This is a genomic window from Facklamia sp. P12932, from assembly GCF_050409545.1.
Taxonomy (GTDB): Bacteria; Bacillota; Bacilli; order Lactobacillales; family Aerococcaceae; genus Facklamia.
Genome location: NZ_JBNUPG010000001.1, coordinates 1 through 26,677, shown reverse-complemented (window position 1 = coordinate 26,677; position 26,677 = coordinate 1). Strand labels below are relative to the sequence as shown.

Sequence of the window (26,677 nt, the reverse complement as noted above, 5' to 3'; positions counted from 1 at the left end):
ATTATTTTGCCTCCTTTAAATTAATTGAAATCTCACCAGCTGTTTTAGAAGGTTTTCCTTGAATAAAGGAATCTAAGCTTCTCTTTTCCTGTTTAGCTGGATCCTTAGCCAAAATCTCTGAATTTTTGGCTTGTGGCTTCACTTTGAAACGATTTACCATTCGCGATGCTTTTTGAATTGAATCAATTGGTGATTTTTTCTTGTTTTTCTTAAGCATATTTGAAACAAAGTTCGATGTCATTTCTTTAGTCGAGTCATTTAATTCAGAAACAGATGTTCCGACATCACCGATAGCAGTAAATAACGGATCGGTTTTTCCTAATTTAGCATTTAAATCATCTACAAGTGTATTTGACTTGTTCAGTAAACCTTCTACCTCAATTGATAGATGGTCAACATCTTTAGTCACCACATCAATGGTATTATTTAATTTGCTCACCGTTTCCTTCAGATTTGTCAGAATTTCACCAATTTTCATCAAGGTCATCGATAAGAATACAACGAGAATTGCAAAGGCTAAAGCTGCAATCATGGCTGCAATTTGACCAATTGTCATATCTAATCCTCCTTTGCTAAGTTACTAGCTTAAATATATCATGAAAGCGCATTTAACTCAAAGATAAGGGCTTAGAAATGAGCTATTTATTTATTAATTTTTTCTCACGCCCTTGTTGGAAGTTTGAAACCCTTAACTCTTTTAAACTTGTACGATGCAAGAAAGCATTTATTCGTTTTAAAATCATATTTCGAGTAATAATACCAATGAATTTCTTTTCTATATGGTTTTCAACCACACATAAAAAATTATTATCTACCAGTTTATGCAAAATTGATTCGAGCTTTTCGTTCATTGTTATAAATTCTGGTTTCCTTAAGTCTAAATGCTTAATTAATTTATAATTAAGGTTGTCAAAGTCTATGTCTTCTAAAGTAATAGCTTCTTTAACAATCATGTTAATACTTACTAAGCCCACTATTTGACCATTTTGATTGACCACAGGAATCATCGAATAGTCGACTTGATTAAGGACTAATAAGCCGTGAATTAATGAATTAAAGTCATAAAGATAGACTACATTATCAGCCGGGATAATAACTTCTTTTAGATTTTCAACAATATTTTTTGATAAGTTAGGATCTATCAAGATCAATCAGCTCCATCTAGTTTAAAATAATAAGACAAATCTTCTAACTGTATTGCATGTGAATTATAATAATTAACCTTAATAAAGTCATCGGAAATTTCAACTATAGAAAATGTTTTTTCTTGAATTTCGCCCCTTGCTTTTGCAATGGAACCAGGGTTCATAAATAAGATTCCTCGCTTCATTTCAGCATATAGGCGATGTGTATGGCCGTGGAAAACATATTTGGCATTCTTTTGTAAAGCTAATTCTAAAAGATTAATGTTTCCTTGATTTACTTGATACAAATGGCCATGAGTAATCAAAATTTTTCCCTTAGGGGTCGATAAAATTTCGCTAGATGGATAGCCTGGAGAAAAATCCATATTTCCTGCTACTTTAACATCGACAGCCTGCCAAATAGGATCATCAAATGAAAATTCTGAATCACCACAATGAATAATATAATCTACTTTATCCCTAAACTGCTGAATGATGTTTTTTACAATAGAGTAATTTCCATGATTGTCACTTAATACTAACAATTTCATCTCTATCCCTCCAACCAATCATTTAGTTTTCCTTTTAACTTCTCCACTGCTTGGCCTCTGTGAGAAATTTGGTTCTTGCGTTCCGCAGAGATTTGAGCAAAGGTTTGTTGATCTTGAGGATAGTAAAATAGTGAATCATAACCAAAGCCACCCTCACCGATAGGCTCTTTGGTAATGATTCCTTCTACATTACCTTCAACAACTAATGAATCTTTTTGTGGATCTGCTAATACGATAACGGTTGTGAAATAGGCTTTTCGTTGATCACCGTTAAATTCTTTCAAATTTTCTAAAAGTTTCAAACGGTTTCTTTCGTCATTTTTTTCTTCTCCAGCATAGCGAGCCGAATAGACACCCGGCTCATTATTCAGTGCTGGAACACATAAGCCTGAATCATCTGATAGGGCTAAGCAGTTCATTTCCTTAGCGATTGTTTCTGCTTTTAAACGTGCATTCTCCTCAAATGTTGTACCTGTTTCTTCTACTTCTGGAATTTCAGGATAATCAAGCAAAGATTGAACTTGTAAATCAAAAGCTTCAAAAAGAGCTTTAAACTCTGCTATTTTTCCTGGATTATGACTAGCTATAATCAGTTTCATAAATTACTTCTCCTTTAATTTCACATTTTCTGACATCAAGATCTTTTCGAGCTAGCCAGTCGCTAGCCATTCGATCAAAGTGTTCGATGTCTCCTGTTGTATAGAAAGTTTGTGTAGGAGATTGTTGTAAGGCATCATTTGCTGTTCGACTTAAGTTAAAATAATCCAACAGCATACTAACATCATTAATTGTTTCAACTCCTGAATCAATCAGATGAACCTTAGGACCAACTACTTCTTGAATTAAACCGCGCATGATTGGATAGTGGGTACAACCAAGTACTAATGTGTCAATTTCTTTTTTTAATAGCGGGGAAAGTTCTTGCGACACTTTTTCTTTAGCTTGGCTACTATAAATTTGGCCAGTCTCTACCATTTCAACAAAAGACGGACATGCAAGTCCTTCTACGACCACATCATTTTTTTTATTGATAATCGTTTTTTCATAAATTTTACTCTGAATAGTTCCGATTGTTCCAATCACACCGATTTTTTTATTATTAGTTTGGATAATGGCAGCTCGACTACCGGGTTCAATTACGCCAACAACAGGTATGGGTAAAGTTCGCTTCAAATCTTCTAAAGCTGCAGCAGTCCCAGTATTACAAGCAATCACAAGCATTTTAATGCCTTTTTCACGCAAGAAATTGCTGAGTTGCCAAATATACTTCTTAACTTCATTTAACGGACGCGGACCATATGGACAACGAGCATTATCACCAATAAAAAGAACGGATTCATTAGGAAGTTGTTTTAAACTCTGTTTAACAACTGTTAATCCGCCGAATCCAGAATCAATAAAACCGATGGGTAAGTCTTTCATAAAATTCTCCTCACTTCACAATTATTATTTTAACATATCTATGCAAAAAAAGAATGGAAGTCATCTTGTTATTTACTAAAAAACAAGGCCCTTAATTAACAACCTACTGAAGTTGTTTGCAAGGCCTTGTTTTAAAATTAATTAACTTTTTTCTCGTTTTTCCATATAGCAAAGGACTTTTTAAAACTACCAATTAATCCTTTTTCACTATAAACTAGAACATTTGATTTATAGAACACAACCGATAACCAAATCGATAAGGCTAAGAAAACAATCGCAACTAATACCGATAACCATATTTCACTAGTGGCAACTGTGTCATTAGCCAAACGGAAAGGCATAATAAAAGGCGTAAATAATGGGAAATAAGAGCCTAAACGAACAATGGCTGAGTTAGGTGACTGCATACCGTATAAGGCAATATAAAAGCCTGCTACTGCTAATAAGGTGATTGGGGTGATCATTTTATTGACGTCTTCAGTTTTAGAAACTAATGAACCTAAGAAAGCTGCAAGTATTGAATAAATTGCCATTCCTATAACAGCAAACAATATTCCATATAATATCACCGGTCTAGCTTGTGAAATATAATCGCTGATTATGGCCGGATCAAAACTTTCGCTCATGGCTTGTGTGCCAGCTTGAATATTTTCCATATTTTCAGATGAGTTTACAAAAAATTGGGCTAATACTAAGCCGGATACATAGGAAATAATAACTCCTAGTATACCATATATGACTAATTGAGTAAGAATTACCAAGCCCACTCCAATCAGCTTACCTAAAAAATGCTGGGTAGCGGTGATACTGGAGAGAATAATTTCCATGATTTTAGAGCCCTTCTCTGCCGCAATTTCTTGAGAGACTATGGATACGTAACTCATAATAAACATTAAAACCACAAAACACACTACATAAGCCACTCCAATTTTAGCGGCAGTTACTGGATCATTTTCTGAAACCTCTGTAACAGCGCCATCATCGTCTGGTTGGATGCGAATAGTTTCAATGTCAACAGCACTATCTTTTAATTGATTCACTTCTTCTTGTTTTAAATTAAATGCTTCTGCTTGTTTTTGAATGCGATATTCTGAAAGTACTTCTTCGATATTATAAGTGGCAATATTCTTGCCTGAATTATGGCGATAGAACTTAGCATTAAGATCTACATTTTCGCCTTCAACAACTAAATAACCATCAATTTCTTCTGCAAATAAGGCTTCTTCAGCTTGCTTTTCATTTAAGTCAAATTGGTAGTCATTTTCATCTTCTATTGCAGCAATCAATTGATTAATCTCTGCATTTTCAGATACAATTCCAACATTGCCGACTGAAGAGCTGGATTGATCAAGATAAATAAAATAACCGATTGCTAAAATAACCAACCCCATAATAATGGGGCCTGCTATCATCCAGAAAAAAGCCCAAGACTTCACATTTTTCCGATAAACCTCTTTTGCTACAAGCCACATTTTATTCATGAATTCGGTCACCTACTTTCAACTTAAATATTTCCTCTAAGGTCGGTGGTTGTTGAGAGAACATTGGGATAAATTGTCCTTGAGTGATTGTTTGGAAGATGCTAGGACCAAATGATTCATCGCTAAGATTTAAGGTGTAATGATCAGGGCTGGTACGAACTACCGAATCTACCCCTTCAATTTCTAGCAGGCTAGCTTCATTCCACTTTTTACTTTCAATATAAATACGAATACGTCCAAACTGTTCTCTAACTTCATTAATCGAACCGTAAAGAACTTGCTCACCATCAAGAATCATGGCTAACTTATCACATATTTGTGACACATTTTCCATATTATGACTAGAAAAGATAATGCTCGATCCACCTTCTTTTAATTCTAAGATGCCTTGTTTTAAAAGGTCAGCATTGACTGGATCTAGGCCAGAGAATGGCTCATCTAAAATAACTAATTTAGGTCGATGGATTAATGTAGCAATCAATTGTATTTTTTGCTGGTTTCCTTTAGAAAGCGTATTAATCTTATCTTTTCGTTTACCTTTTACGGCAAATTTATCCATCCATTCATCTATTTGAGTGATAATATCAAGGTATTTCATTCCTCTAAGGCTAGCGAAATAGACAATTTGTTCTTCAATAGTCATCTTTTCATAAAGACCACGTTCTTCTGGTAAGTAACCAACTAAATCATATAATTGATTATTAATCGGCTTTTGATTCCAAGTAACTAGTCCCCCAGGTTCAGGATTTAAGAAATCTAAAATCATTCGAAAAACAGTTGTTTTCCCTGATCCATTTGGACCAATAAATCCCATAATCGTTCCCGATTCAATGTCAAAAGAAACATTCTTTACAGCTTGAAAACTACCAAATTTCTTGGATAGGTTTTTTACTTCTAACATTATATCCTCCTCTTAACTTTTTATGATTATTCCACATTGTCTAGCAGCGGATCAGTATCTTCACTGGTTGGAATCACTTCTTCTTGAGCCGCTTTGTCGCCAAATATTTCCGTCAAATCGACTAAATGAATGTTTGATCGATCATCTAATTTAAGCGTGATTGTTTGTCCTTCTTCTACAAATGGTAGGTAATCATTCAATTTTGCAGGCACTTGATAAACATTACCATCTAACATGAAATAATAGAAAGTTTCCCCCTCTTTTATAACAGCTTGGATTTTTTCAACTTTTCCGGTTACTTTTTCTAATGTGTCCTCATTGATTGCCTCTAAAACCACAGGATTATCTTCCCCATACTTTTGGATAAGCTGAGTCATATTGCTAGCAATGTAGACTTTCTGATAATCTTGAACATCTACTAAGCTATAATTTTTAATAAGACCGGAAGAGTCTTTTAAAGTTAAAATATACATAGGATTGCCTTGTAAGTTAATCAAGAGAGGGAATGTTGCAATATATCCTTTTTCTTGAACAGACCCTTCAGCTGAAGCCATAGCAGAGAACTCTTCGGCAGCAGATAAATTGTACATAGTAGCTTCTTTGGTTCTTAGATTAACTAATACAAAGCCAATGTTTGATTCATCTGATACAACAGAAGTGATACCAGTATAGAGGTAAATATCATCATTCATTGGTAGATAATTATAACCTTTGGAGGTTTCTGTTACGCCTTCTTTGGCAAAAACTGAGTTCCAAAAACCATTTTTATATTTACCGTTTTGGTCTAACTGGTGCATGATTAAGTCAGCAGAATAAACGCGGTCTACCCAAGATGGGATCTCATCCATGGAGTATTTTTGGTGTTCTCCTGTCATCGCATTAACAATAATTAATCCATTAGGTTCTGGCTCATTAAGAAAGAAATTTCGTCCATAGCTAGTAGCTATATAATAAGGATTGCCCTCATCATCGATTTCAAAGTCAGGGCTTTCAAAAATACTGAATGGATAATTGAATCTTAAATGTCTAGAAATATTCCGACCGAAATGATCTGAATAAGAATATCTAATCGGTTTTTCAGGTGTTTTTACTTCCACTTTTCCAGTAACATTATCAACTTGAAGATAATGTGGGATTCCTTCTGAAAAGTTGTTTAACCACTTAAACAGTCCTGCATACTTCAAGGGAGTTACCCGGTAGGGTTCTGCTTCAATATTGATTTGGGTATATTCATCCGATACTTCAAATTGAGAAACAAGCTCAGTTAAAGCTCCTAAATAGCGATCTCCAAGGCGCACTGCTGTATCTCGATCCACTAATGGCACATTATCAATATTAACTTCAGGAAAAGTGGTCTCGAAATCTTTATTGACTGGTGAGATCATTTGACCATAATCTTTTGCCATAAAGAAAGGAGAAAAAACAAACTTCCCAATTAATCCTACTAATAAGACAATAACAACCGGCCAATAGAACAAGCGGTATTTCTTTGGCAATTTGCCGAATTTAATCTCAGTAACTTGATTAGGATTATTCTTGATCTGCTTGAACCACTGATTGGAATCTTTAATCAATTCGATGGCAAAAACACCGGCCACAATTAATAGAAGAAAAAACCAGCTTTGATAAGAAGCGTAATGGATAGGTGGTAGTGTGAGATAATAATAAACAAAGATAGCCAATGCTAATAATACATACAAATAGTTTGGATTAAATGAACGCTTGTTGGCTTTTTTATTAATCGTTTTTTCAGGTGTCACATCTTTAATAATCAATTTAAAACCCACTTTCTTTTTTCTGACTGAAATATGTAGAAATTTCTTTTATAAAAGGCTCAAAATGAATAGGACCCACATTACTTTCATTTTGACTAATAGAAAAAGGAATCATTTTCTCAATAATATCTGCTGTCAATCTAACAGAGTCTTTCAAGCTGTCACCAGCGATTCGACTGGCAGTAATGATTGAAGCAACAGTGTCTCCAGTTCCAAATATGTAACCATCAAAATACTCGTGAACTACAAGTCCTTTTTCACCCGATTGGCTGGCATAGTAGAAACCTAAGCGATTATTATCACTTCGATCATCTTTAGCTCCTGTAATAATGACATTTTTACAACCTAAAGTTAATAATTCATCGGCGATATCAGCAATCTCATTTAATCTGAAGTCCTCTTTGTAGTCTCGTCCTAAAATCAAACAAGCTTCTGTTAGATTGGGCATGACTAATTCTGCATACGGTATTAATTCACGCAAATGATGAGCGACGTCTTGATCAAAACCAGCATAGAACTGACCATGGTCCCCCATAATCGGATCCATATATAATGCAATGTTTGGATTGATTTCTTTTTCTTTTAAAAGATAGGTTTTCAAATCATCTATCTGCTGAGTATCAGCAAAATAACCCGTTAAAATTGCATCAAAATGATAGTCAACTTGCTGCCAATGGTGCAGCATTTCTTGATAAGCATTTCCCATGGAATAACGAACTAAATCCCCTTTTTCTCCAGCATGCGAAGAAAGGATTAAAGTTGGCAAAATAGTAGCTTCTAATTGGGCAGCAGCTAAAACTGGCAAATTAATTGAACCCGCTACTCTTCCGGCACCAGGAATATCATTAACAACTAAAATAGTATTTGAATAATTATTGCGATTAAGTGAAAACATAAGAACCCCCTACATTTATATAATCATAGTACCTCTTTTAAGCAAATAAATAAAGATAATTCATACTAAAAAAATAGCAGAGACATTGTCTCTGCTAGGGTGAGTGGTTTATCTTGTTTATAAAACTGTTTCAATATCAAAAAACTCTCTGTCTTGCGATTCAGCCACGGCAATGGATGTTAGATGTCCAAGATAAGTATTGATACCTAATAAAATCGCATCATTTTGCTTGGCAGCTTCTTTAATGCCTGCCCTAGCAATTTCTTTAGCATATTGTAAAGTAGCATTGGTCAAAGCAATGGTGGAAGTTCTTGGGACAGCTCCTGGAATATTAGCCACTGCATAATGAATAATATCATGTTTAAGGAAAATCGGTTCCTTATGAGTAGTTGGTTTAGTTGTCTCAAAGTTTCCACCTTGGTCAACTGCAATATCAATTAAAACGGAACCTGGTCTCATTTCTTGAATAGTTTCTTCTTTAACAAGAACTGGTGCACGGCGTCCAGCTATTAAAACTGATCCGACAACTACGTCTGAATCGATCACAGCTTTATGAATGTTTGTTTCATTCGACATCAATGTCTGTACACCATTACCAAGAATATTTTCAATCTCAGCCAAACGTTGTGGATTAATATCAAGAATTGTCACATTAGCACCTAAACCGTAAGCCAATTTAGCGGTATTAAAACCGACAACCCCTCCACCAATCACTGTCACATTGGCACGACGAACACCTGGTACACCACCAAATAAAATACCTGGACCACCGTGGTTCTTTTCTAATAAACGCGCTCCGATTTGAACAGCCATTCGACCGGCTACTTCAGACATGGGTGTTAATAAAGGAAGTGTCCCCTTATCGGCAACCGTTTCATAGGCTACTCCAATCACACCCTTATCGAGCAAGGCTTGTGTTAATTCTAGTTCAGGAGCAAGATGTAAATAGGTAAATAGAATGAGTCCTTCATAAAAATAGTCATATTCCTCTTTAACTGGCTCTTTCACTTTAATAACCATTTCTGCTTTCCAAACTTCTGCAGCTGTTTCAACGATACTTGCTCCAGCATCAATATATTCATGATCAGTAAACCCTGAACCCAATCCAGCCTCTTTTTCAACAATTATCTCATTTCCAGCTGAAACAAGTTCTTTAATATTATTAGGGGTGAGTCCTACACGATCTTCATTTGCTTTCAATTCTCTAGGTACTCCAATTTTCATTAATAAATCCCTCCTTTGTTTTTTTATTATACCACATGCTCTTTTCATCACAAATAAATTATATGATTATATCTTAAAATTTAAAGGGCCCAGCTTCTGAAGTTGGGCCCTTTTCTTAGTTATTCTAAATATGCTTTTTAAGCACCTCAGTCAAACGATCTTTATCATGAAAACCGACAAGTTTTTCTACAACCTGTCCATCTTTTTTTATAACCATGGTTGGAATGGACATAATACCGAATTCACCGGCTATTTTAGTTTCTTCATCGACATTCATCTTGAAGAAATTTACTTGTCCTTCCATCTCTTCTGATAATTCATCAATAATTGGAGATTGCATGCGACACGGTCCACACCATGGTGCCCAAAAATCTACAATGCTTACTCCTTGTGCTGTTTTCGTTTGAAATTCTGAATCTGTAATTGCCTTAACCATCTTAAAGCCCCTTTCACTAATCACGTTGATAGATGTATCTTAGCACATCAAAAAGGTCTTTGACTATTTATATGCTTACTAACTAATCGAAGTAAACCCTTGTTGAACCATCTCCTCCAGCGTTTGGTGGGGAGTATTCGAAGTGATCGACATGAGGATGATTGCTTAATTGATCTTTGACACCCTGTCTCAATGCTCCTGTACCCTTACCATGGATAATGGTGACCAGTGAATGGTTGGATAGAAGAGCTTGGTCTAAATACTGTTTCAACTTACTCATCGCTTCTTCGTACCTCAAACCACGTATATCTAAAGTCGTTTTTACCTTAGATCCAGCTTGCCTTTGTACATTAACCTTCTGCTTAGGCTCAACCTTACCAATCGGTTTTAGCTCGTCAGCCGCAATCTTCATCTTAATAATGCCCATTTGAACAACATACTCATTTTTTTCAACTTGTTCAAGCACAGTTCCTCTTTGTCCATAGGATAAGACCTCGACATCATCGCCCACCTGAATCTTTTTAGACTTTTTAACCCGTTTTAAGACTTTATTCTTTTTCAAGTTTTCTGGTTGTTTTAATTGATCAAAAGCCTTTTTCTTGTCGATTAAAACATGTTCTTTAATGGTTTGATTTTGTCCTTGGACTAACTGTAAGTCTCGAATTTCTTGCAGCAATTCTTCGGCCTCTTTTTGAGCTTGTTCCACTTTCTCATTAGTCTGACGCTTAGCTTTTTCAACTAAGTCATGCTTTTGCTCAAGATAGCGGTCATATTCAGTTCGTAAATCTTGCCATAAGAGTTCTGCTTTTTCTAAGAAAGCTTGAGCTTCTTTATTTTTTAGCTCACTTTCTCTTCTTTCACGCTCTAATTTAGCAACCATTTCGTTCAAAGATTGACTATCTTGTGAAATTCCTTCTTGAGCCCCCTCTAATATATCTTGTCTCAAGCCTAATCTTCTTGAGATTTCAATAGCATTGGACCGACCAGGTACACCTATCATTAAGCGATAAGTTGGCGATAAGGTCTGAACATCAAATTCCATAGAGGCATTAATTGTTTTTGCTCGTTCATGGGCATAAACTTTTAATTCCGGATAATGAGTTGTTGCTAAAACAGTAGCCCCTACTTTCCTTAAATAATCTAAAATAGAAATAGCTAAGGCTGCACCTTCTTGCGGATCAGTTCCAGAACCGAGTTCATCAAATAAAACGAGGGATTGATAGTCTGCTTCTTCGACTATATTCACAATATTCGTCATATGACTGGAGAAGGTAGAAAGAGACTGCTCAATGGACTGCTCATCTCCAATATCAGCATAAATCGATTGGAAAACGCCTAATTGAGAACCAGAATCGCAAGGAACATGAAGTCCTGATTGTCCCATTAATTGAATGAGACCAATCGTTTTTAAAATAATCGTCTTACCACCGGTGTTAGGACCTGTGATTAAGAGAATATGATAGTTTTCACCAATTAATATATCATTTGCTACAATATCGTCCGAATCAATTAAAGGATGTCTGGCTTGCCATAGAGCTACTTGGTTATCAATTGAAAAAACAGGCTTTGTCGCCTTAATCGCTTTAGCATACTCAGCTTTAGATTGAATAAAATCTAATTGGGCAATCATGGATTGATTATGTTTAATTTCTTCAACATAAGGCGCAATCATTAAAGATATTTCAAGAAGAATTCTTTCAATTTCGGTACGCTCATCTATCTCCAATTGGGCTAAGCGATTATTTAACTCCACAACAACCTTCGGTTCCATAAAGACTGTCTGACCAGTTGCTGACTGATCATGAATGGTACCACCAAATTGACCTTTATACTCCGCCTTAACGGGTAGAACATAACGATCGTTCCTGATAGTTATTAAGCGATCGCTCAACTGATTCCCTTTAGTTTTTAGTAATTGATTCAGTTGGTTGCGGATTTGATTTTCTGTTTGACTTTGATTTTTTCTAATAGCTGCCAATTGAGTGGATGCGGAATTTAAAACCGCCCCCTCATCACTTACCGTTGATTGTATTTCTTTGATAACTTGTGGAAGACTCACGCATTGATCCACCCAATACTTCAATGAAGGATAGATTTTTTCTTCAGCTTCTAAATCAGCAAAAAATTGTGTTACTTGATTGGTAGTAGTCAATAGGCGGCCAATTTGTCCTAACTCCTTAGGGTTTAAAGCAGCTGAAATCTCCAGCCGTCTAAAGGCCATACTTAACGCTACTAAGCGAGGAATAGGTATGTTCTTACCTTGTTGAAGAATTGCTAAATTTTCTTCCACTTCCTCTTGCCATTTTTGAATTGTTTCCAAATCGGTGGATGGCTGCATTTTGAGAATCTTAGATTTAGCCATCTCGGTATTTGCAAAGTGGGAGACTTGCTGAATAATTTTATGATACTCTAATTTCTCCAAAGTTTTACTATTAGTCATCAAAGATTCCCCCTTTCCTATTAATAATCATTAGGATCCCAAGCCAAACTTCCCTACAAAGTCGGTCAAAATAGGCGTGGAATCCACCATTCTAAAAATCAATGGGTTGTTAACAAATTGCTGTTGGATAAATTCTATAGGAATTAACGATAATAAGTATAAAACCATAAATACGATAAAATAGACAACAGCGAAATTGAGTACACCACCAATTAACCGATTACTAATATTTAAAACACTATAATAAGTTACTTTGGTAAATAAAATGGATAATACATTCGTTAACAACCAGCCGATTAACCAGATAATTAGAAAAGTAATCAATTTATAGAAAGTTTGATCGAGTAGAAAAGTTTGAGCTTCCGTATATAGAGCGAGTTGACTATCTGGTTGGACAGCTGGAAATGGTATAATCATCTCCACCCACTTGCTCAAAACATCAAAATATTGTGTAGCAATGATATAGGTAATAATATAACCTAACAATCTTACAATCTGCATAATCATTCCTGACCGATAGCCAGAGTAAAAGGCGAAGGCCAAAATTAAAATTACAATAACACTTAACATAAAGTACCCCCTCTAATGATTTCCTCATTAGTCCTGTTCAAAAAATTCATAATCATTCTATTTCTTTAAAAATTAGCCTAAGCCTAGTCTTTTCTCTAGCGCTGCAATTTTTTCTTCTTTTGTAATCTGGTCTGAAATAGCATTAATTGCCATCAAAATAGCGCGATCTTCTTGAGTCAAATTGGGATCAAGTTCTTTTAATTGTTGTAATTGTTGAGTCAGTAATTGAACAACTGCATCCATGTGCTCTCTCGAACGATGACCCACAATGGTATAGACTCTGCCTTCAATCAATGCCTTATAACGGTTCTTCTCTTCCATGTAATCTCCTCTTTAAGCTTGATTCTCCCACTATTTTACCAAAAGTCCCTCTATAATGCACCTTTCCTATACGAATATTAAAGAAGATGGTAAACTGATAATTATGATAGCCAATTCATAAAAGGTGGGATATAAATGAACAGCGTCACTCTCGAAGTAAACCCAGCAACTCTTAAAGTTATGGAAGAAAATTACCAAAGACACTTAATTGACCCCGTTCCCTATAGCCTCTTTAGAGCTAAATTAGCTTATGTAACCATTACAGCTTATAAATCTGGCAAAGTCCTCTTTCAAGGAAAAGCAGCTGAAGAAGAAGCGCGAATATGGGCTAAAGACTTGCCTCAATCAATCCACACGAATTTTCTCGAAAACAACACTCATTTACCTGACCGGATTCAATTTAAGAATTTAATTGGGTCGGATGAAGTGGGAAACGGATCTTACTTTGGACCCTTGACTGTATGTGCAGTCTATCTTCCTTTTGAAAAACAAGAATTAATTAAAGAACTTGGCGTAAAAGATTCTAAAAATTTATCTGATCATGAAATCGAAAGCATTGCGGCTAATCTCATACACTCAGTTGATTATCATTTAACAATTGCTAATCCACAAAAATACAATCAAATGATTAAAAAATATAATGCTAACGGACTTAAGGCGAGATTACATAACTTTACTATTAAAGAACTATATAAAAAACTATCTCCTGAACAGAAAAAGCAACTTGATGGAGTAATAATTGATCAATTTACGTCAGAAAAGAATTATTACCAACACTTAAAAAACGAAAAGGAAGTTTATCGCGCCCATGTCTATTTTGCTAAAAGGGCCGAATCTATTCATCTGGCCGTTGCTTGTGCTTCCATTATTGCAAGAGATGCCTTTGTTAAAAAACTTCATTCGCTCGGTGAAACTTTTGGCGGCAAACTACCTTCAGGGGCAGGCAGAAATGTTGATCTTTATGCATCAAAATTAATCGACCGCTATGGGATTGAAAGTCTCAATCAAACAGCTAAACTCCATTTTGCTAACACACAAAAAGCTAAAAAGTTAAGCAAAAAATATTGTCATTAAGAAAAAGCTGCCGATTTTTATCGACAGCTTTTTTATAGTCAATGCGAGGGGCATTTATCTAGTCAATTGTAGTTTCAGGAATATTTTCCAGTTGATTGATTAATTTTACATAGCGAATAAATTTAGCTATACATTTTTCTAAATGGTCAACTGTTTTAGGGTCGGTAATGTTCCCTTCAGCATCAAATTTATTTTTAGCACCACCTAGTAAAAATTCATTTCCAGGGAAGACATAAGCATCCACTCTAGGAGACTCCAAAATTTGATCCATATGTAATTGAGCACGCGAGGTCCCTTGTTCCAAATAGGATGCTCCAATAACATACACAGGCTTATGAATAAAAGGTGTAACTTTATAAGATAGCCATTCAATTGTAGATTTTAAAGCAGGTGGAACAGTATGGATATGTTCTGGGGTGGCTATTAATATACCATCCGCTTGAAGTATTTTTTTATTTAATAACTGAATCGCCGGATGATCTGTTTGATCATTACTAGCATCAAACATCGGAATTTGGTTAATTTCAAGAATTTCTAATTCAAAATATTCAGCAAAGTGCCGCTTTATATACTGTAATAATAAACGATTAGACGAAAATTCTGCATTAGAGCCTACGATTCCTACTAATTTCATATTATCCCCCCTTACTCTTTAGCTTCGAACTGTTGATGATAGAACTTGCGAGCTTCATCCACATTTGCTTGATGCCTTTCTTGTAATAGTTCTGTGACACCAATAAATTGAAGAAAATCATTAAAATAAGCTTCTAACTGATTGACCTTATCTGGGAAAACTAAATTCCCTTCTTTATCAAAAGCCTCTAAAGAGTTCCCCATTAAAAATTCACAACCAGGCATAAGCATTGCACGAATAACTGGTGCATTCATAATTGAACGCAGGTGTTGTTGGGCTCTAGAAGTCCCTAAAACACCATAGGAAGTTCCCACAATCATTAAAGGTTTATCCACAAAAGGAAATATATTATAAGATAACCAAGATAAAGCGTTCGTCAAAGCGGCTGGAATAGAATGATCGTACTCTGCAGTAGCAATAACCACTCCATCGGCTGCCTCAATTTTTTCAGCCATTTCAATGATTACCTCAGGTAATTTTCCATCCGCTGGTTTATTAAAGATTGGCAGGCCTCGAACTTCAAGTAATTCGATATTCGCTCTATCTTGAAAATGTTTTTGAATAAATTGTAATAACTTACGATTGGTAGATTCCATAGAATTATTTCCAACGATGCCAACAATTTTCTTCATATTATTATACCTCCATAGAATAGTATTCCTAATTAGAATAAAGATAATAGCGTCAAGAAAATAGGGGGTAAAAAGATTGCCGGTGTATAATTTAAAATCTTTAATTCAGTAATATTTAAAATATTCATGCCTAAGCCAATCAATAATAGTGACCCTACTGCAATAATCTCATTTACCACTGCTACTGATAAAATAGGAGCTAAAAAGCCTGCTAAGATTACTAATAAGCCTTGGATGATTATTACTGGAATTGCCGATAGTAAAACACCTGCTCCCAAAGATGAACTCAATAGAATGGCGGTAATGCCATCTAAGATAGACTTGGTATAGAGCGTGGTATTATCACCGGTTAATCCACTTTCTAAAGATCCTAAAATAGACATTGAACCAATACAAAAGATCATTGCTGCTGAAATAAAACCTTGCCCTAACTGACTATCAGATCCTGGTTTTGATATTTTTTTTTCAATTAATGAAATCCCATAAGTTACCTTTTGATCAATATCAATTGATTCCCCAATCATTGCTCCTACAACAATTGACAAAATCATAACAATCGTATTTTCTCCAGCTAAGGTACCATCAATTCCAATTGCGAGCACGCATAAAGCAATACCATGCATCAATCGCTCATGGATTTTTACAGGGATTCCTGCCTTTAAACCCATACCGATTAAACTACATATAACGATTACGATACCATTAATAATTACACCCATCTTAACAAATCCTTCACATAAAATTAAGAGCATCCAAAGGATACTCTTGCTTGACTGGCGTACTATCTCACCTTGACACTTAATTATTATAAAGATAAATTCATGATTTTTCCATAGAAAACCAAGAACTAATTTTATTTTAATAATTGATTGGAATTTAGTAATTTATCAACTTGATCTTCTGCAGCAAAACCATCCTGCCCATCTTCAACCAAACACATATCAATTAAAGTTTCTTTAGAAAGCGATTGGTTCTTTAAATCATCACCATATAAATTAGAGTGTTTGCGGTAAATACGATATAGTTCTGTTACGATCACTTTAAGTACTGCAAAAGCAGGAACACCTAGAATCACACCCGTTACACCAAATATGCGCCCCGCTCCTAACAGAACAATTAAAATTGTAACTGGATGGATTTTTAAATTCGAGCTAAGAATTTGCGGTTGAATAAGTCTTCCTTCAACTAAAGCCTCAATCCCTATAACCAATAAGACCTTTATTAACATAAAAGGAGAGGCAATTAAACCAATAATTATGGCAGGAATAGCGGCAATGACTGACCCAATATAGGGAATGACATTAAGAAAAGTAGCAAGTACTCCTAAAGTAATCGCATAGTCTAGGCCTATAATGGAAAAACCAGCAGCGAAAATCATGCCCACAATAATTGCAACAATAATTTGGCCACGAATATATTGACCAATCTGATAGTGAGATTGATAAATCATAGTCTTAGTCGTTTCTCTATAGCGATCAGGAATATAATAAAGTATTTTAGGGAATAGCTTATAACCTTCTAATAAAAGATAATAAAGTAAGACAGGAATAGTAACTAAGCCGGTTACAACCGTTGAAACCGTACCTATCACGCTACCTAATCCACCAAAAGTCGATGTAATTAGCGGTTGAATTTGCTGGATAAGTCCGTTTAAATCAACACTCCCCTCTTGATTAGCCAGATTAGGAAAGACTTCATTAAAATCAGGTAGTAAAGGAAGCTTGTTAAAAACATCTTGAATTCCTGCTACATATTTAGGTAAATCATTAATAAATGAGCGCGTCTGACTTTGTACTATCGGCACGAGTGTAGCTACACCCCAAGTTACTAATAATGAGAGGCCAATAAAAATTAACCATATTGATAAATGACGGTTTACACCGCGTCTAGAGAGTTTAACCACTAAGGGCGAGAACAGATAGTACATAATGCCCGTTCCAATGAAAGGAAAGGCAAAGAAGTTCAAGAAATCAAAGAGTGGTTGAAATAAATAAGAAATTTGTGTAAAAGCATAGATTGCCAAGACAATTAAAATAAATTTTAATAGCCGAATAACATTGCGATCATTCAAGAATTCTGACTTAAATAAAAACTGATTTAATTTTCGCATCAATACCCTCCTATCCTATATGAATTCATCTCAATCATACCACAAATAGAATTAAAATGATTGGCTTAACTACGATATAAATCTACCCTTATGCTATAATACTTTTGAAGAAGAAAGGAGTCCATCTTATGAAAGAAAAATATTTTTTAGGTGGTTATACCCGTCGAGTTAATGAAGGATTAACATCGATCACTTTTGATTCTCAAAAAGAAACTTTCACAGAAAGAGAGTTAATCGATACAATTCAAAACCCCACCTATCTTGCCCTCTCAAAAGATAATCGCTATTTATTTACAATTGAAAAAGAAGAACCTTTTTCAGGAGTGGCAGTATACAAAAAAAAGCATAATGATACCTGGATTAAAAAAAATTATTTTTATCACACCAAAGCAGCAGGATGTCATCTTTTCTATTTAGATTCTAAAAAAGTCCTCTACCTATCAAACTATCATGAAGGCACTATAGAAATCTATCACTTAAATGATGATGAAATAAAACATATACAGACTGTTACCCACGATGGTTCATCTGTCCATCCTAATCAAACTCAGTCTCGTATCCACTTTACCTCTACTTTCAATCAAGATAAGTTTCTTTATGTTTGTGATTTGGGTAGTGATAAAATTTATGTATATTCCTTAGCTGAGAATGGCTCAATCTCCCATCTTGAGCAATCTTTAAATATTCCAGCTGGAACCGGTCCACGGCATTTAGCAATCCATCCTAATCAGAAATTTATCTACATTATTGGTGAGCTGAATAATACCACGATTTTATGTCATCTAAAACAAAATGGCCATTTAGAGATTATTGAAAGTTATCATAATATTCCAACCGATAGTCACCCAGAAGCCACCGGAGCTGCAATTAGAATTTCAAAAGATGGTAACTTTTTATATGTTTCGACACGCTATCAAGATCAAATTACCCTCTTTGGAGTGGATAAAACTAGCGGTAAGTTAAGCCTTCTACAGAGTATTTCATCATATGGAAAAGTTCCAAGAGATTTCTGCTTATCGCATGATGAAAAATATTTGATTGTGGCTCATCAAGATTCTGATTACCTCACTTTATTTAAGAGAAATTCTGCAAGTGGAACAATTTCTTTAACCGATACAAAAGCTTATGCTCCTGAATGCGTTTGTATATTAGCATTAAATAATAAGTAAATTTCATTAAAAAATATATTCAAAAAGTTAGTGATTAGTTAAAAATCAAAATGATTAGCAGATTCAATAGAATTTGCTAATCATTTTTTTGATAACCTTTTACCTTAATGTCACATACCCAATTTCTTGTCCTTTAGTAACTGAACCGCTAGCAGTAATCTTAAACTCATCGATGACCTCTGAACCATTAACAAAGATAACTAACATCACATTATCCTTACCTGCTGCTTCAATTTCTTGATAATCAACTTCTGAAACAGCAGTGGTTGGTGTTAAGTTATCCCCTTCATTAACCAAAGTATTAAAAGGCTTACCTTCTAATTCCACCGTATCTAATCCCATATGAAGTAGTAATTCTAAATTTTCTATTTGTATTCCCATCGCATGTTTAGTCGGAAAAACATTCATTAATTTACCCTGAACTGGTGAGTAGATGGTTGATTGACTCGGTTGAATAGCGTAGCCATCTCCCATCATTTTCTGAGAAAAAACTTGATCGTTGACTTCTTCTAAAGGAATTATTTGACCATCACAGACAGCATGTAGGCTGATTTTTTTAGCTTTTTTCTTAAATAACCCAAACATTTTATTCCTCCTCTTGACTTCATTTTATCATATTTCTTCACAGACTCCTATTTTAAGAATTGACCACATAGTGACATTTGTTTAATTGTTAGCTATAATAAGCGAGAAAAAGATCACGAGGTGATATATAGTGCAAAACCTAGAATGGATGGAATTATTAAAAATTATTTTCTTAAGTATTGTTCAAGGAATTACAGAGTGGTTACCCATTTCTTCAACTGGACACTTAATTTTAGTTGAGGAATTTATTCAATTAAATCTCAATCCAAATTTTGTTGAAATGTTTCGAACTGTTGTACAATTTGGTTCAATTTTAGCTGTAGTCGTCCTTTATTTTAATAAACTTAACCCTTTGGATTTTAAAAAGTCTAGCCAAGAAAGAAAAAATATCTGGGTAATTTGGTTTAAAGTTGCTTTTGCTACCCTGCCAGCAGGAGTTCTGGGCCTATTGATCAATGATTACATGGAAGAGTATTTTAATACTCCTTATGTGGTCGCTGCTGCCTTAATCATTTATGGTTTTGCTTTCTTGTGGATTGAAAATAAAAAGCCAGCTCGTCATGCTAAACAAGTTAATACTCTTAAAAAGATTTCTTTCCCTACGGCTTTTAAAACCGGTCTATTTCAGGCCTTGTCTTTAATTCCAGGTACTTCACGGTCGGGGTCAACCATCCTCGGTGGACTTTTATTAGGAATGGAAAGAACAGTTGCGACAGAGTTTTCTTTCTTTATGTCAATACCTGTTATGTTCGGAGCTTCTTTAGTTAAGTTAAAAGACTTTGGCTTTGCTTTTACTAGTGCTGAACTTGTTTACCTCTTGGTAGGTATGTTTGTTGCCTTTCTTGTTTCCTTAATCGTCATCCGTTCACTTCTTAAATTCATCAAAACGAATGACTTTAAACCTTTCGGTTACTACCGTATTATTTTGGGTGCCGTTGTCATTTTGTATTATTTATTTAAGTAATCTAAAAGAAATAAGAGTTGACCCTATAGTGACCCCAAGAAGTTGGACCAGAAAGATGCGTACATGTTATATGTGCTTGTCTTTCTTATTTTATTGTTTTCTAAGCAGCTTGAAGTGATTGGCGATAAGCAAATCGGGCTCAGCCAGATCAGGCTTTAAGATACAAAATATATACTTCTAACTTGTTTACGTATAAGGACTTATTTTTATTTCAATTTTATGATTGTTTTTATCTTCTTTTGATTCGCATAAATAATATTTTTTTAAGTTGGTCCATCATACTCAAAGCCAATGGAAGCCCAAAAGCTAGACTTTCGGTCTCACGCTTGGACTTCGGCTTTAAAACTACTCATTAACTAAATTCATAAACGTTTGAATTTAATCAATAAGTTTAAGACCCTCTGGTTTAAGTAGATACAGTTGATGACATACCTCTTTTAAATATAAACGATCATGGGAAACGCTAATAATAGTTCCTGGAAATTCGCTTAAAACTTTCCGTATTTTTGGTTGTGAATTCGGAGAAAAATTTCGCGTCGGCTCATCTAAGAAAAGAAGATTCGCTCTCATCAAATCCATTTTTAAAAATAATAATTTTGCTTTTTGTCCTCCTGATAATTCATTGATAGGGTGAGACATTTCCTCAGGAAGAAAATTCATACTGGCCAAAAAAGTCATTATTTGTGTTAATTCTTCGCTGCTTCCTTCCTTAGCAAGTAATTGAATCGGTGTCAAATTCGTATCAACGAATTCACTATGATTTTGAGGCATATAGGCAGGTATAATTCCTTCTCTATCACCATCTTGATTGAATAAAAGCCACATATGCTTTAAAAGCGTTGATTTGCCCACCCCATTGGCTCCCACAATTCCTATTTTATCCTGTCCTTGAACCGTTAGATTAATGTTTGGTGCTAGTAAACGACCTTCAACCTTTAAATTAAGATTGCTTACCTCCATAATCTTGCGCGAATCAGCAATTGGAATGGAGTGGTTAAAAAATATCTTAATTGGGTCTTCAATTATCACTTGCTGACTTCCTTGTTGATGTTCGCGTTCAAGTCTTTTGCCCAATGACTTAACGGTCTTCATCTTTTTCGCTAGTAGTCGTCCGCTTGCTGAATCCTTAGTATGATTTAAACGATGATGCAAAGCTGACTCAAGCCTTTGTTGACGAGCAAACTTTTTAGCATATATTCTTTCATTTTGCTCAAAGTCTTTTTGCTGACTCGCGATCCTCTTATCACGATATAGAAGATAGTCCTTATAAGCTAATTTCGAAACTGTATGACATGGGTCTTTTCTATGCAACAATCGCTCTAAATGAATAATCGAAGTGGCTGTTGATTGTAGTAGCGATTCATCATGTGAAACAAATAATATTGCTTGTTTACTTTCGCTAATAAATTTTTCTAAATACCTTATTGAATCAATATCTAAATCATTAGATGGTTCATCTAGTAGAACTAAATCCGCTTGCTGAGCTGCTATTCTTAACAGTGATAGTTTTATTTTTTCACCACCTGAGAGGGATCTCACTATTTGTTCAGAATGTAGTCGCTCCCAATCAAAACCTATTTTCATTCCAAATTTGATTATTTTATTATAATCCATTAAAAAGGGATCTACCTTTGCGAAAAAGAACTTTTCAATACTTAAACTAAGATCTTCCTCCTTCATTTGTTGAGGGAGGTATGCCATTTGACTGAAAGAATTAATTTTTTCGCCTTTAATAATTAGATAGTTACTAAGTGATTCATCATTCATTAACCACTTTAAGATAGTCGATTTCCCATTACCTTCTTCGCCAATAATCGCTACTTTTTCGCCGGGATGAATAATAAAAGACAAGTCATCAATAATTTTAACGAAATCCTTACGATGGTATAAGCTTAGACTATTTACCTGTAACATAAAAAAACTCCTTTCTACTCTTGTGCCAAAAATCCATTATTAGCAGCTTAGAATAGAATAGAAGTATCCCCTATGTAACATTTGATACTTTCTAAAAAAGTTCACACTAAATAGAAGTCACTTCTACTCATGCTGCTTTCTTAGAAATTGTTCAAATGTAACACTCCTCTTAATAAGTTACTTTAATTAAAGCATATCTTTTTTTAAAATTCAAATTTCACACTCTAAATACTTATACAAAAAGCTTTCCTTAAAAAAATTTAAGAAAAGCTTTGTATATTATCCCATTGCATTCTCTTTGGTAATTTCAGTCACTCCACCCATATAAGGTACCAATACTTCTGGAATTTTAACACTGCCGTCCGCTTGCTGGTAGTTTTCTAGGATGGCTACAACTGTTCGACCAACAGCTAAGCCAGATCCATTCAAGGTGTGAACATAATTCAACTTGCCTTCAGCGTTGCGGTAACGAATCATGGCGCGTCGCGCTTGGAAAGCTTCTGTGTTAGAGCAAGAAGATATTTCTCGATAGGTATCTTGAGCTGGAACCCAAACTTCAATATCATATGTTTTAGCGGCTGAAAAGCCCATATCTCCAGTACAAAGGGTGATTACCCGATAAGGTAGTTTTAAAGCTTGTAAGATACCTTCAGCATCTTTGACCATAAATTCTAATTCTTCATAAGAACTTTCTGGATGGGCAAATTTAACCATTTCAACCTTATGAAATTGGTGCATACGAATCAGACCTCTAGTATCACGACCGGCTGATCCGGCTTCTGATCTAAATGATGGAGACATGGCGGTAAATTTGACCGGTAACTCTTCCATTGCAATTACTTCATCTCGATAGTAGTTGGTTAGAGGAACTTCCGCTGTTGGGATTAAGACAAATTGACGATCATCACTCAACTCAAAAGTATCTTCTTTAAATTTAGGATATTGTCCTGTTCCAAACATTGACTTTTCATTAACTATATAAGGCGGTATAACTTCGGTATAACCATTTCTAGCCGTATGAGTATCTAACATAAAGTTATAAATAGCGCGCTCCAACCTTGCGCCTAACCCCTTATAGAATACAAAGCGTGAACCTGATACTTTGCCTGCTCGTTCAAAATCAAGAATGCCTAAATTCTCTGCAATATCCCAATGATTTAAAGGTTCGAAATCAAAGTCTGTAATCTGACCCCAACGGCGATTTTCAACATTATCTTCTTCATCTTCACCTATTGGTACTGATTCATGAGGTAAATTAGGTAATCCATGTTCAATTTGAGCCAAAGCAATGTCTAGCTGATTTAAAGTCTCATCTAATTCAGCTATTTCTTGCCCTATAACTTGCATGGCTTGAATCTGTTCATCCACATTTCCTTTATTGCGCTTAATAGTGGCAATTTCTTGCGAAACTTTATTACGGACCCCTTTTTTCTCTTCTACTTGAGTTAATAGAGCTCTTCTTTTTTTATCCAACTCTTTAAATTCATTTAAAATTTCTGTTTTTACTCCGCGATGACTTAATTGCTCAACTACTTCATCCATATGGTTTCTCAAATAGCGCCTATCTAACATCTTAATTCCTCCTTTATGTAATAAAAAAGAGACCTCCGTCTATTTGGGACGAAAAGGTCTCTTGTTCCGCGGTACCACCCGTTTTTAAGAATTGATTTAAATTCTTACACTTGTATCATAACGGCGATGACCGGCTTTATTTATGCTTAGCTTTCATAAAGCAGAATGAATACGTGGATTCACTGAATAAGTGATTAGCTCTCATCAACCGCTAACTTTCTGCTTGACCCTTATTTCAGATACTATTCGTACTAACTATTAAATTTATTATATTAAATAGATTTTATTTGTCAAGCTATTACCATTTAAGTCTTTGAGCCTTTTCAGTATCACGATAATGATGTATGGCTTCCAATCCTTCATAGTTCTGTTGTCTTAGAGCTTCATAAATAATAATATTAGCCGTATTAGATAAATTTAAAGAACGAATATGCTGATCATTCATCGGGATTCTTAAAGATTGATCTTTATGAGCTTGCATAAAATCTTCAGGTAGCCCAGTCGTTTCCTTACCAAAGATAAAAAACTGCTCATCAATCGTTGAATCAGCTAAATTAGCTTCGCTATAAACTCTTGGTGCAAATTTAGAAATCAAGTACAATTTACGATTACCTAAAAACTTCATAAAGGCTGGTAAACTGTCATGGTAAGTAATGTCGACATGCTCCCAATAATCTAGCCCTGCTCGTTTAAGCATTTTATCCTCAGTAGAAAAACCAAGCGGTTCAATCAAATGTAAACTAGTATTAGTTCCTGCGCAAGTTCTCGAAATATTGCCAGTATTAGCTGGCATTAGGGGCTCATAAAGTACGATATGGTTTTTCATCGTTTAACTCCTTTTAGACTTTAACTCTTTTTTATTTTTGAGACGTTCAATAGCTTTTTTCATTTCTTTGATGGTTTCTGGTTCAGATTCCTTCTGCAGTTGGTCATAAATCATACTAATTATCGCTTGATTTTTATCTCTTTGGATTACACTAACAGCATAGGCAGCAGTTGCTCGAATCACTGGTCGTGGATCTTTTTCAATTAATTCAAGCAGATGCGGCAAGGCTGTTCGGTCCCGATAATTAGCCAAAGCGATAATTGCATTTCTTTGCAAGGGCTTCTTGCCTCGCCAAGACCCCGCTAAATGTCCAAATTGTCGTTTAAAGGCTCTATTGCTAAGTGATAACATATTCTTTAATATTGGTTTTACTTCGTCTTGGATAGGCTCCATTTCAGGATGAAGATGAAAATCAATGCCCTTGTTATAAGGACATGAAATCTGACAAATATCACAGCCATAAATGACATGAGTCATTTTTCGGCGATAGTCTTCAGCTAAATGTCCTTTGGTTTGAGTCTGATAGGATAAACATTTCTGCGCATTCATCTTACCGTCACCAAAAAGAGCTTGAGTAGGACAGGCTGTCACACAACGATAACAATCGCCACAACCATATGTAACCCTTTTATCTGGCATAAAAGGAATGTTCGTGATAATTTCACCTAAATAAACGTAACTGCCAAATTCTTTAGTGACCAGCAAACCATTACGACCTATAAAGCCTAATCCAGCTCTTTCAGCCACAACCACATCAATCAATTCCCCCGTATCAACCATCGGTTTAAAACGAGCATCAGGAATTTCTGCTTGGATAAGATCAATAACCCTTTGCATACGTTCTAATAAAATATGATGGTAGTCTTCCCCCCAAGAAGCACGAGCAAAACTACCACGACGTTCTTCTTTATTAGAAGCTGGTTCCTTTCTAAAGTTACTAGGATAAGCCAAAGCAATCGAAATAATTGATTGGGCCCCTTCAAAGATTTTTTCAGGATAGATTCTCTCCTCAATGATAGGATGTTCAAAACCAGTGGTATGTCCTTTCGCCTTTTGCTCTCTTAAACTTTCCTCTAAATGGTCAAAAGGTTCCGCTGTCGTAAAACCGATCTTATCCACTCCTAAGTCTTTCAGCGATTTTTTTAAAATGGATTTGACTTTAATAGCCTCTTCTTTTGAGATCAGTTTGTTCAACTCCTATCTAAAAAAAGCACCATAAACGACAAGCGTTTACAGTGCTTCATAATACAAATTTTTACTCTTCTTCTTCGTCTTTAGCACCAATTACTTCAGGTTCTATCACTTCAGTTTCTTCCTCTTCTTCTGGTTCTTCTGTTGGAGCAGAAACTGAAACGATTGTTTCAGTTGAATCTTCTAAGATTTCAACGCCTGCTGGAACTGCTAAGTCAGCAATTGTCTTAGTGTCACCAATTTCCATTCCAGTAACATCAATTTCAAATGAGTTCGGAATAGTGTCTGGTTTAGTTTCGATTTCCACTGTATTAAGTGTTTGTTCCACAATGCCAATTTTAACTGTTTCTTCGTTAATAATGCTTAATGGAACTTCAACAATAATCTTCTGATCAGCAGAGATAGCTTCTAGGTCAACTGAATAGAAAATATCTTTTAAAGCTGCTTTAGAAAAGTCTTTCAAGATTACTTTTTGCGTTTTACCGTCGTAGTTTAAATCAAAAACCGCGTTAGATCCTTCTTTTTTTAGAAGTGATTCGAATTCGCGACGATCAACTAATAAAGAAGTTGCTTCTAATTTTTGCCCATATAAAACTACTGGAATTTTACCTTCACGACGTGCTTGTTTAGAAGCACCGGTACCTGTCTTTGTTCTTAATTCTGCACTAATTGCCATATATAAGAGCTCCTTTATAACTTATTGCATATAGAATGCTAGATTTGCTGTAAATTTTTACACATAAATTATCATATCAAAAACCAGCTCACAATACCAGTGTTTTATGACTAGTCTTAGTGATTTTTTCTAGAGTTGTCAAACATATGTTACACAAGGTGCTTCTAAAATGGCATGCTTATGTCTTAGC

At 35.1% G+C, this 26,677-nt stretch carries 27 protein-coding genes and 1 other annotated feature; of the genes, 3 read left to right on the top strand and 24 right to left on the bottom strand.

The annotated features are described in order from the left end of the window. Nucleotide 1 precedes the first annotated feature (1 nt). From ACQV2P_RS00135 to zapA, 14 genes are all read right to left on the bottom strand, one after another. Nucleotides 2-556 carry a DUF948 domain-containing protein gene (locus tag ACQV2P_RS00135; RefSeq protein WP_428872979.1) on the bottom strand — a complete coding sequence of 185 codons (555 nt, stop codon included), beginning with the start codon at nucleotides 554-556 and terminating at the stop codon, nucleotides 2-4. 82 nt (nucleotides 557-638) lie between these two features. Continuing rightward, nucleotides 639-1,151: a cyclic-di-AMP-binding protein CbpB gene (gene cbpB / locus ACQV2P_RS00130; protein WP_428874651.1), complete on the bottom strand. Its 513-nt coding sequence runs from the start codon at nucleotides 1,149-1,151 to the stop codon at nucleotides 639-641. Continuing rightward, nucleotides 1,148-1,675 carry a metallophosphoesterase gene (locus ACQV2P_RS00125; RefSeq protein ID WP_428894451.1) on the bottom strand — a complete coding sequence of 176 codons (528 nt, stop codon included), beginning with the start codon at nucleotides 1,673-1,675 and terminating at the stop codon, nucleotides 1,148-1,150. Before ACQV2P_RS00125 ends, cbpB begins: the two co-directional genes overlap by 4 nt. A 2-nt stretch (nucleotides 1,676-1,677) precedes the next feature. After that, a complete protein-coding gene (locus ACQV2P_RS00120; protein ID WP_428894450.1) occupies nucleotides 1,678-2,274 on the bottom strand; it encodes an XTP/dITP diphosphatase in 597 nt (198 codons plus the stop codon). Next, nucleotides 2,255-3,097: a glutamate racemase gene (gene racE, locus ACQV2P_RS00115; protein ID WP_428872971.1), complete on the bottom strand. Its 843-nt coding sequence runs from the start codon at nucleotides 3,095-3,097 to the stop codon at nucleotides 2,255-2,257. The genes ACQV2P_RS00120 and racE overlap by 20 nt, the downstream gene beginning before the upstream one ends. Nucleotides 3,098-3,234: 137 nt before the next feature. After that, the gene (locus ACQV2P_RS00110; RefSeq protein ID WP_428872969.1) at nucleotides 3,235-4,578 is read right to left on the bottom strand and encodes an ABC transporter permease; all 1,344 of its coding nucleotides are present in this window, start codon (nucleotides 4,576-4,578) and stop codon (nucleotides 3,235-3,237) included. Further along, nucleotides 4,571-5,479, bottom strand: coding sequence for an ABC transporter ATP-binding protein (locus ACQV2P_RS00105; protein ID WP_428872967.1), 909 nt, complete (start codon nucleotides 5,477-5,479; stop codon nucleotides 4,571-4,573). Before ACQV2P_RS00105 ends, ACQV2P_RS00110 begins: the two co-directional genes overlap by 8 nt. Nucleotides 5,480-5,505: 26 nt before the next feature. Beyond that, nucleotides 5,506-7,254: a hypothetical protein gene (locus ACQV2P_RS00100; RefSeq protein WP_428892030.1), complete on the bottom strand. Its 1,749-nt coding sequence runs from the start codon at nucleotides 7,252-7,254 to the stop codon at nucleotides 5,506-5,508. Between the two features lies 1 nt (nucleotide 7,255). Further along, nucleotides 7,256-8,149 (bottom strand): bifunctional hydroxymethylpyrimidine kinase/phosphomethylpyrimidine kinase, encoded by an 894-nt coding sequence (locus ACQV2P_RS00095; protein ID WP_428872965.1) that lies wholly within the window; start codon nucleotides 8,147-8,149, stop codon nucleotides 7,256-7,258. A gap of 117 nt (nucleotides 8,150-8,266) precedes the next feature. After that, nucleotides 8,267-9,373 carry an alanine dehydrogenase gene (gene ald, locus ACQV2P_RS00090; protein ID WP_428872963.1) on the bottom strand — a complete coding sequence of 369 codons (1,107 nt, stop codon included), beginning with the start codon at nucleotides 9,371-9,373 and terminating at the stop codon, nucleotides 8,267-8,269. Between the two features lie 124 nt (nucleotides 9,374-9,497). Beyond that, nucleotides 9,498-9,809 carry a thioredoxin gene (gene trxA, locus ACQV2P_RS00085; protein ID WP_428872961.1) on the bottom strand — a complete coding sequence of 104 codons (312 nt, stop codon included), beginning with the start codon at nucleotides 9,807-9,809 and terminating at the stop codon, nucleotides 9,498-9,500. Nucleotides 9,810-9,891: 82 nt separating this feature from the next. Further along, a complete protein-coding gene (locus tag ACQV2P_RS00080; protein ID WP_428872960.1) occupies nucleotides 9,892-12,249 on the bottom strand; it encodes an endonuclease MutS2 in 2,358 nt (785 codons plus the stop codon). Between the two features lie 30 nt (nucleotides 12,250-12,279). Next, nucleotides 12,280-12,819 carry a CvpA family protein gene (locus tag ACQV2P_RS00075; protein WP_428872958.1) on the bottom strand — a complete coding sequence of 180 codons (540 nt, stop codon included), beginning with the start codon at nucleotides 12,817-12,819 and terminating at the stop codon, nucleotides 12,280-12,282. 72 nt (nucleotides 12,820-12,891) lie between these two features. Next, the gene (zapA, locus tag ACQV2P_RS00070) at nucleotides 12,892-13,140 is read right to left on the bottom strand and encodes a cell division protein ZapA (RefSeq protein WP_428872956.1); all 249 of its coding nucleotides are present in this window, start codon (nucleotides 13,138-13,140) and stop codon (nucleotides 12,892-12,894) included. Between the two features lie 135 nt (nucleotides 13,141-13,275). Here zapA and rnhC point away from each other — a divergent pair, with 135 nt between their 5' ends. Then, nucleotides 13,276-14,214 (top strand): ribonuclease HIII, encoded by a 939-nt coding sequence (rnhC, locus tag ACQV2P_RS00065; protein WP_428894449.1) that lies wholly within the window; start codon nucleotides 13,276-13,278, stop codon nucleotides 14,212-14,214. Nucleotides 14,215-14,272: 58 nt separating this feature from the next. Here the strand turns inward: rnhC and ACQV2P_RS00060 are convergent, their stop codons facing one another. From ACQV2P_RS00060 to ACQV2P_RS00045, 4 genes are all read right to left on the bottom strand, one after another. Further along, nucleotides 14,273-14,848: an NADPH-dependent FMN reductase gene (locus tag ACQV2P_RS00060; RefSeq protein ID WP_428872952.1), complete on the bottom strand. Its 576-nt coding sequence runs from the start codon at nucleotides 14,846-14,848 to the stop codon at nucleotides 14,273-14,275. Between the two features lie 11 nt (nucleotides 14,849-14,859). Next, nucleotides 14,860-15,480, bottom strand: coding sequence for an NADPH-dependent FMN reductase (locus tag ACQV2P_RS00055; protein WP_428885086.1), 621 nt, complete (start codon nucleotides 15,478-15,480; stop codon nucleotides 14,860-14,862). 32 nt (nucleotides 15,481-15,512) lie between these two features. Further along, a complete protein-coding gene (locus ACQV2P_RS00050) occupies nucleotides 15,513-16,232 on the bottom strand; it encodes a DUF554 domain-containing protein (protein ID WP_428885087.1) in 720 nt (239 codons plus the stop codon). A 101-nt stretch (nucleotides 16,233-16,333) separates the two neighbouring features. Continuing rightward, the gene (locus ACQV2P_RS00045) at nucleotides 16,334-17,590 is read right to left on the bottom strand and encodes an AI-2E family transporter (protein ID WP_428872946.1); all 1,257 of its coding nucleotides are present in this window, start codon (nucleotides 17,588-17,590) and stop codon (nucleotides 16,334-16,336) included. Between the two features lie 128 nt (nucleotides 17,591-17,718). On the opposite strand from ACQV2P_RS00045, the gene ACQV2P_RS00040 reads away from it, so the two are divergent. Further along, on the top strand, nucleotides 17,719-18,759 hold the full coding sequence (locus ACQV2P_RS00040; RefSeq protein ID WP_428885089.1) for a lactonase family protein: 1,041 nt from the start codon (nucleotides 17,719-17,721) through the stop codon (nucleotides 18,757-18,759). Between the two features lie 99 nt (nucleotides 18,760-18,858). Here ACQV2P_RS00040 and ACQV2P_RS00035 read toward each other — a convergent pair whose 3' ends face one another. Next, nucleotides 18,859-19,344 carry a PTS sugar transporter subunit IIA gene (locus ACQV2P_RS00035; protein ID WP_428872944.1) on the bottom strand — a complete coding sequence of 162 codons (486 nt, stop codon included), beginning with the start codon at nucleotides 19,342-19,344 and terminating at the stop codon, nucleotides 18,859-18,861. Nucleotides 19,345-19,492: 148 nt separating this feature from the next. Here ACQV2P_RS00035 and ACQV2P_RS00030 point away from each other — a divergent pair, with 148 nt between their 5' ends. Beyond that, nucleotides 19,493-20,308: an undecaprenyl-diphosphate phosphatase gene (locus ACQV2P_RS00030; RefSeq protein WP_428873012.1), complete on the top strand. Its 816-nt coding sequence runs from the start codon at nucleotides 19,493-19,495 to the stop codon at nucleotides 20,306-20,308. Nucleotides 20,309-20,686: 378 nt separating this feature from the next. On the opposite strand, the gene ACQV2P_RS00025 is transcribed toward ACQV2P_RS00030, so the two are convergent. From ACQV2P_RS00025 to ACQV2P_RS00005, 5 genes are all read right to left on the bottom strand, one after another. Then, nucleotides 20,687-22,222 (bottom strand): ATP-binding cassette domain-containing protein, encoded by a 1,536-nt coding sequence (locus tag ACQV2P_RS00025; RefSeq protein ID WP_428874646.1) that lies wholly within the window; start codon nucleotides 22,220-22,222, stop codon nucleotides 20,687-20,689. A gap of 279 nt (nucleotides 22,223-22,501) precedes the next feature. Then, nucleotides 22,502-23,794 (bottom strand): serine--tRNA ligase, encoded by a 1,293-nt coding sequence (gene serS, locus ACQV2P_RS00020; protein WP_428872942.1) that lies wholly within the window; start codon nucleotides 23,792-23,794, stop codon nucleotides 22,502-22,504. 41 nt (nucleotides 23,795-23,835) lie between these two features. After that, nucleotides 23,836-24,059: a binding site (T-box leader), on the bottom strand. Between the two features lie 33 nt (nucleotides 24,060-24,092). Beyond that, entirely contained in the window at nucleotides 24,093-24,620 is a 528-nt protein-coding gene (gene trmL / locus ACQV2P_RS00015) for a tRNA (uridine(34)/cytosine(34)/5-carboxymethylaminomethyluridine(34)-2'-O)-methyltransferase TrmL (RefSeq protein ID WP_428872940.1), read from the bottom strand. 3 nt (nucleotides 24,621-24,623) lie between these two features. Continuing rightward, nucleotides 24,624-25,805 carry a tRNA epoxyqueuosine(34) reductase QueG gene (gene queG, locus ACQV2P_RS00010; protein WP_428894467.1) on the bottom strand — a complete coding sequence of 394 codons (1,182 nt, stop codon included), beginning with the start codon at nucleotides 25,803-25,805 and terminating at the stop codon, nucleotides 24,624-24,626. A 70-nt stretch (nucleotides 25,806-25,875) separates the two neighbouring features. After that, complete coding sequence (locus ACQV2P_RS00005) at nucleotides 25,876-26,487, bottom strand: 50S ribosomal protein L25 (protein ID WP_428872939.1); 612 nt, start codon at nucleotides 26,485-26,487, stop codon at nucleotides 25,876-25,878. Between the last annotated feature and the right edge of the window lie 190 nt (nucleotides 26,488-26,677).

What these genes read in the sequence shown, in the direction of transcription:
- ACQV2P_RS00135 (WP_428872979.1), bottom strand. Translation starts at nt 556, where the DNA reads ATGACAATTGGTCAAATTGCAGCCATGATTGCAGCTTTAGCCTTTGCA.
- ACQV2P_RS00125 (WP_428894451.1), bottom strand. Translation starts at nt 1,675, where the DNA reads ATGAAATTGTTAGTATTAAGTGACAATCATGGAAATTACTCTATTGTA.
- ACQV2P_RS00120 (WP_428894450.1), bottom strand. Translation starts at nt 2,274, where the DNA reads ATGAAACTGATTATAGCTAGTCATAATCCAGGAAAAATAGCAGAGTTT.
- racE (WP_428872971.1), bottom strand. Translation starts at nt 3,097, where the DNA reads ATGAAAGACTTACCCATCGGTTTTATTGATTCTGGATTCGGCGGATTA.
- ACQV2P_RS00110 (WP_428872969.1), bottom strand. Translation starts at nt 4,578, where the DNA reads ATGAATAAAATGTGGCTTGTAGCAAAAGAGGTTTATCGGAAAAATGTG.
- ACQV2P_RS00105 (WP_428872967.1), bottom strand. Translation starts at nt 5,479, where the DNA reads ATGTTAGAAGTAAAAAACCTATCCAAGAAATTTGGTAGTTTTCAAGCT.
- ACQV2P_RS00095 (WP_428872965.1), bottom strand. Translation starts at nt 8,149, where the DNA reads ATGTTTTCACTTAATCGCAATAATTATTCAAATACTATTTTAGTTGTT.
- ald (WP_428872963.1), bottom strand. Translation starts at nt 9,373, where the DNA reads ATGAAAATTGGAGTACCTAGAGAATTGAAAGCAAATGAAGATCGTGTA.
- trxA (WP_428872961.1), bottom strand. Translation starts at nt 9,809, where the DNA reads ATGGTTAAGGCAATTACAGATTCAGAATTTCAAACGAAAACAGCACAA.
- ACQV2P_RS00080 (WP_428872960.1), bottom strand. Translation starts at nt 12,249, where the DNA reads ATGACTAATAGTAAAACTTTGGAGAAATTAGAGTATCATAAAATTATT.
- ACQV2P_RS00075 (WP_428872958.1), bottom strand. Translation starts at nt 12,819, where the DNA reads ATGTTAAGTGTTATTGTAATTTTAATTTTGGCCTTCGCCTTTTACTCT.
- zapA (WP_428872956.1), bottom strand. Translation starts at nt 13,140, where the DNA reads ATGGAAGAGAAGAACCGTTATAAGGCATTGATTGAAGGCAGAGTCTAT.
- rnhC (WP_428894449.1), top strand. Translation starts at nt 13,276, where the DNA reads ATGAACAGCGTCACTCTCGAAGTAAACCCAGCAACTCTTAAAGTTATG.
- ACQV2P_RS00060 (WP_428872952.1), bottom strand. Translation starts at nt 14,848, where the DNA reads ATGAAATTAGTAGGAATCGTAGGCTCTAATGCAGAATTTTCGTCTAAT.
- ACQV2P_RS00055 (WP_428885086.1), bottom strand. Translation starts at nt 15,480, where the DNA reads ATGAAGAAAATTGTTGGCATCGTTGGAAATAATTCTATGGAATCTACC.
- ACQV2P_RS00050 (WP_428885087.1), bottom strand. Translation starts at nt 16,232, where the DNA reads ATGCTCTTAATTTTATGTGAAGGATTTGTTAAGATGGGTGTAATTATT.
- ACQV2P_RS00045 (WP_428872946.1), bottom strand. Translation starts at nt 17,590, where the DNA reads ATGCGAAAATTAAATCAGTTTTTATTTAAGTCAGAATTCTTGAATGAT.
- ACQV2P_RS00040 (WP_428885089.1), top strand. Translation starts at nt 17,719, where the DNA reads ATGAAAGAAAAATATTTTTTAGGTGGTTATACCCGTCGAGTTAATGAA.
- ACQV2P_RS00035 (WP_428872944.1), bottom strand. Translation starts at nt 19,344, where the DNA reads ATGTTTGGGTTATTTAAGAAAAAAGCTAAAAAAATCAGCCTACATGCT.
- ACQV2P_RS00030 (WP_428873012.1), top strand. Translation starts at nt 19,493, where the DNA reads ATGGAATTATTAAAAATTATTTTCTTAAGTATTGTTCAAGGAATTACA.
- ACQV2P_RS00025 (WP_428874646.1), bottom strand. Translation starts at nt 22,222, where the DNA reads ATGTTACAGGTAAATAGTCTAAGCTTATACCATCGTAAGGATTTCGTT.
- serS (WP_428872942.1), bottom strand. Translation starts at nt 23,794, where the DNA reads ATGTTAGATAGGCGCTATTTGAGAAACCATATGGATGAAGTAGTTGAG.
- trmL (WP_428872940.1), bottom strand. Translation starts at nt 24,620, where the DNA reads ATGAAAAACCATATCGTACTTTATGAGCCCCTAATGCCAGCTAATACT.
- ACQV2P_RS00005 (WP_428872939.1), bottom strand. Translation starts at nt 26,487, where the DNA reads ATGGCAATTAGTGCAGAATTAAGAACAAAGACAGGTACCGGTGCTTCT.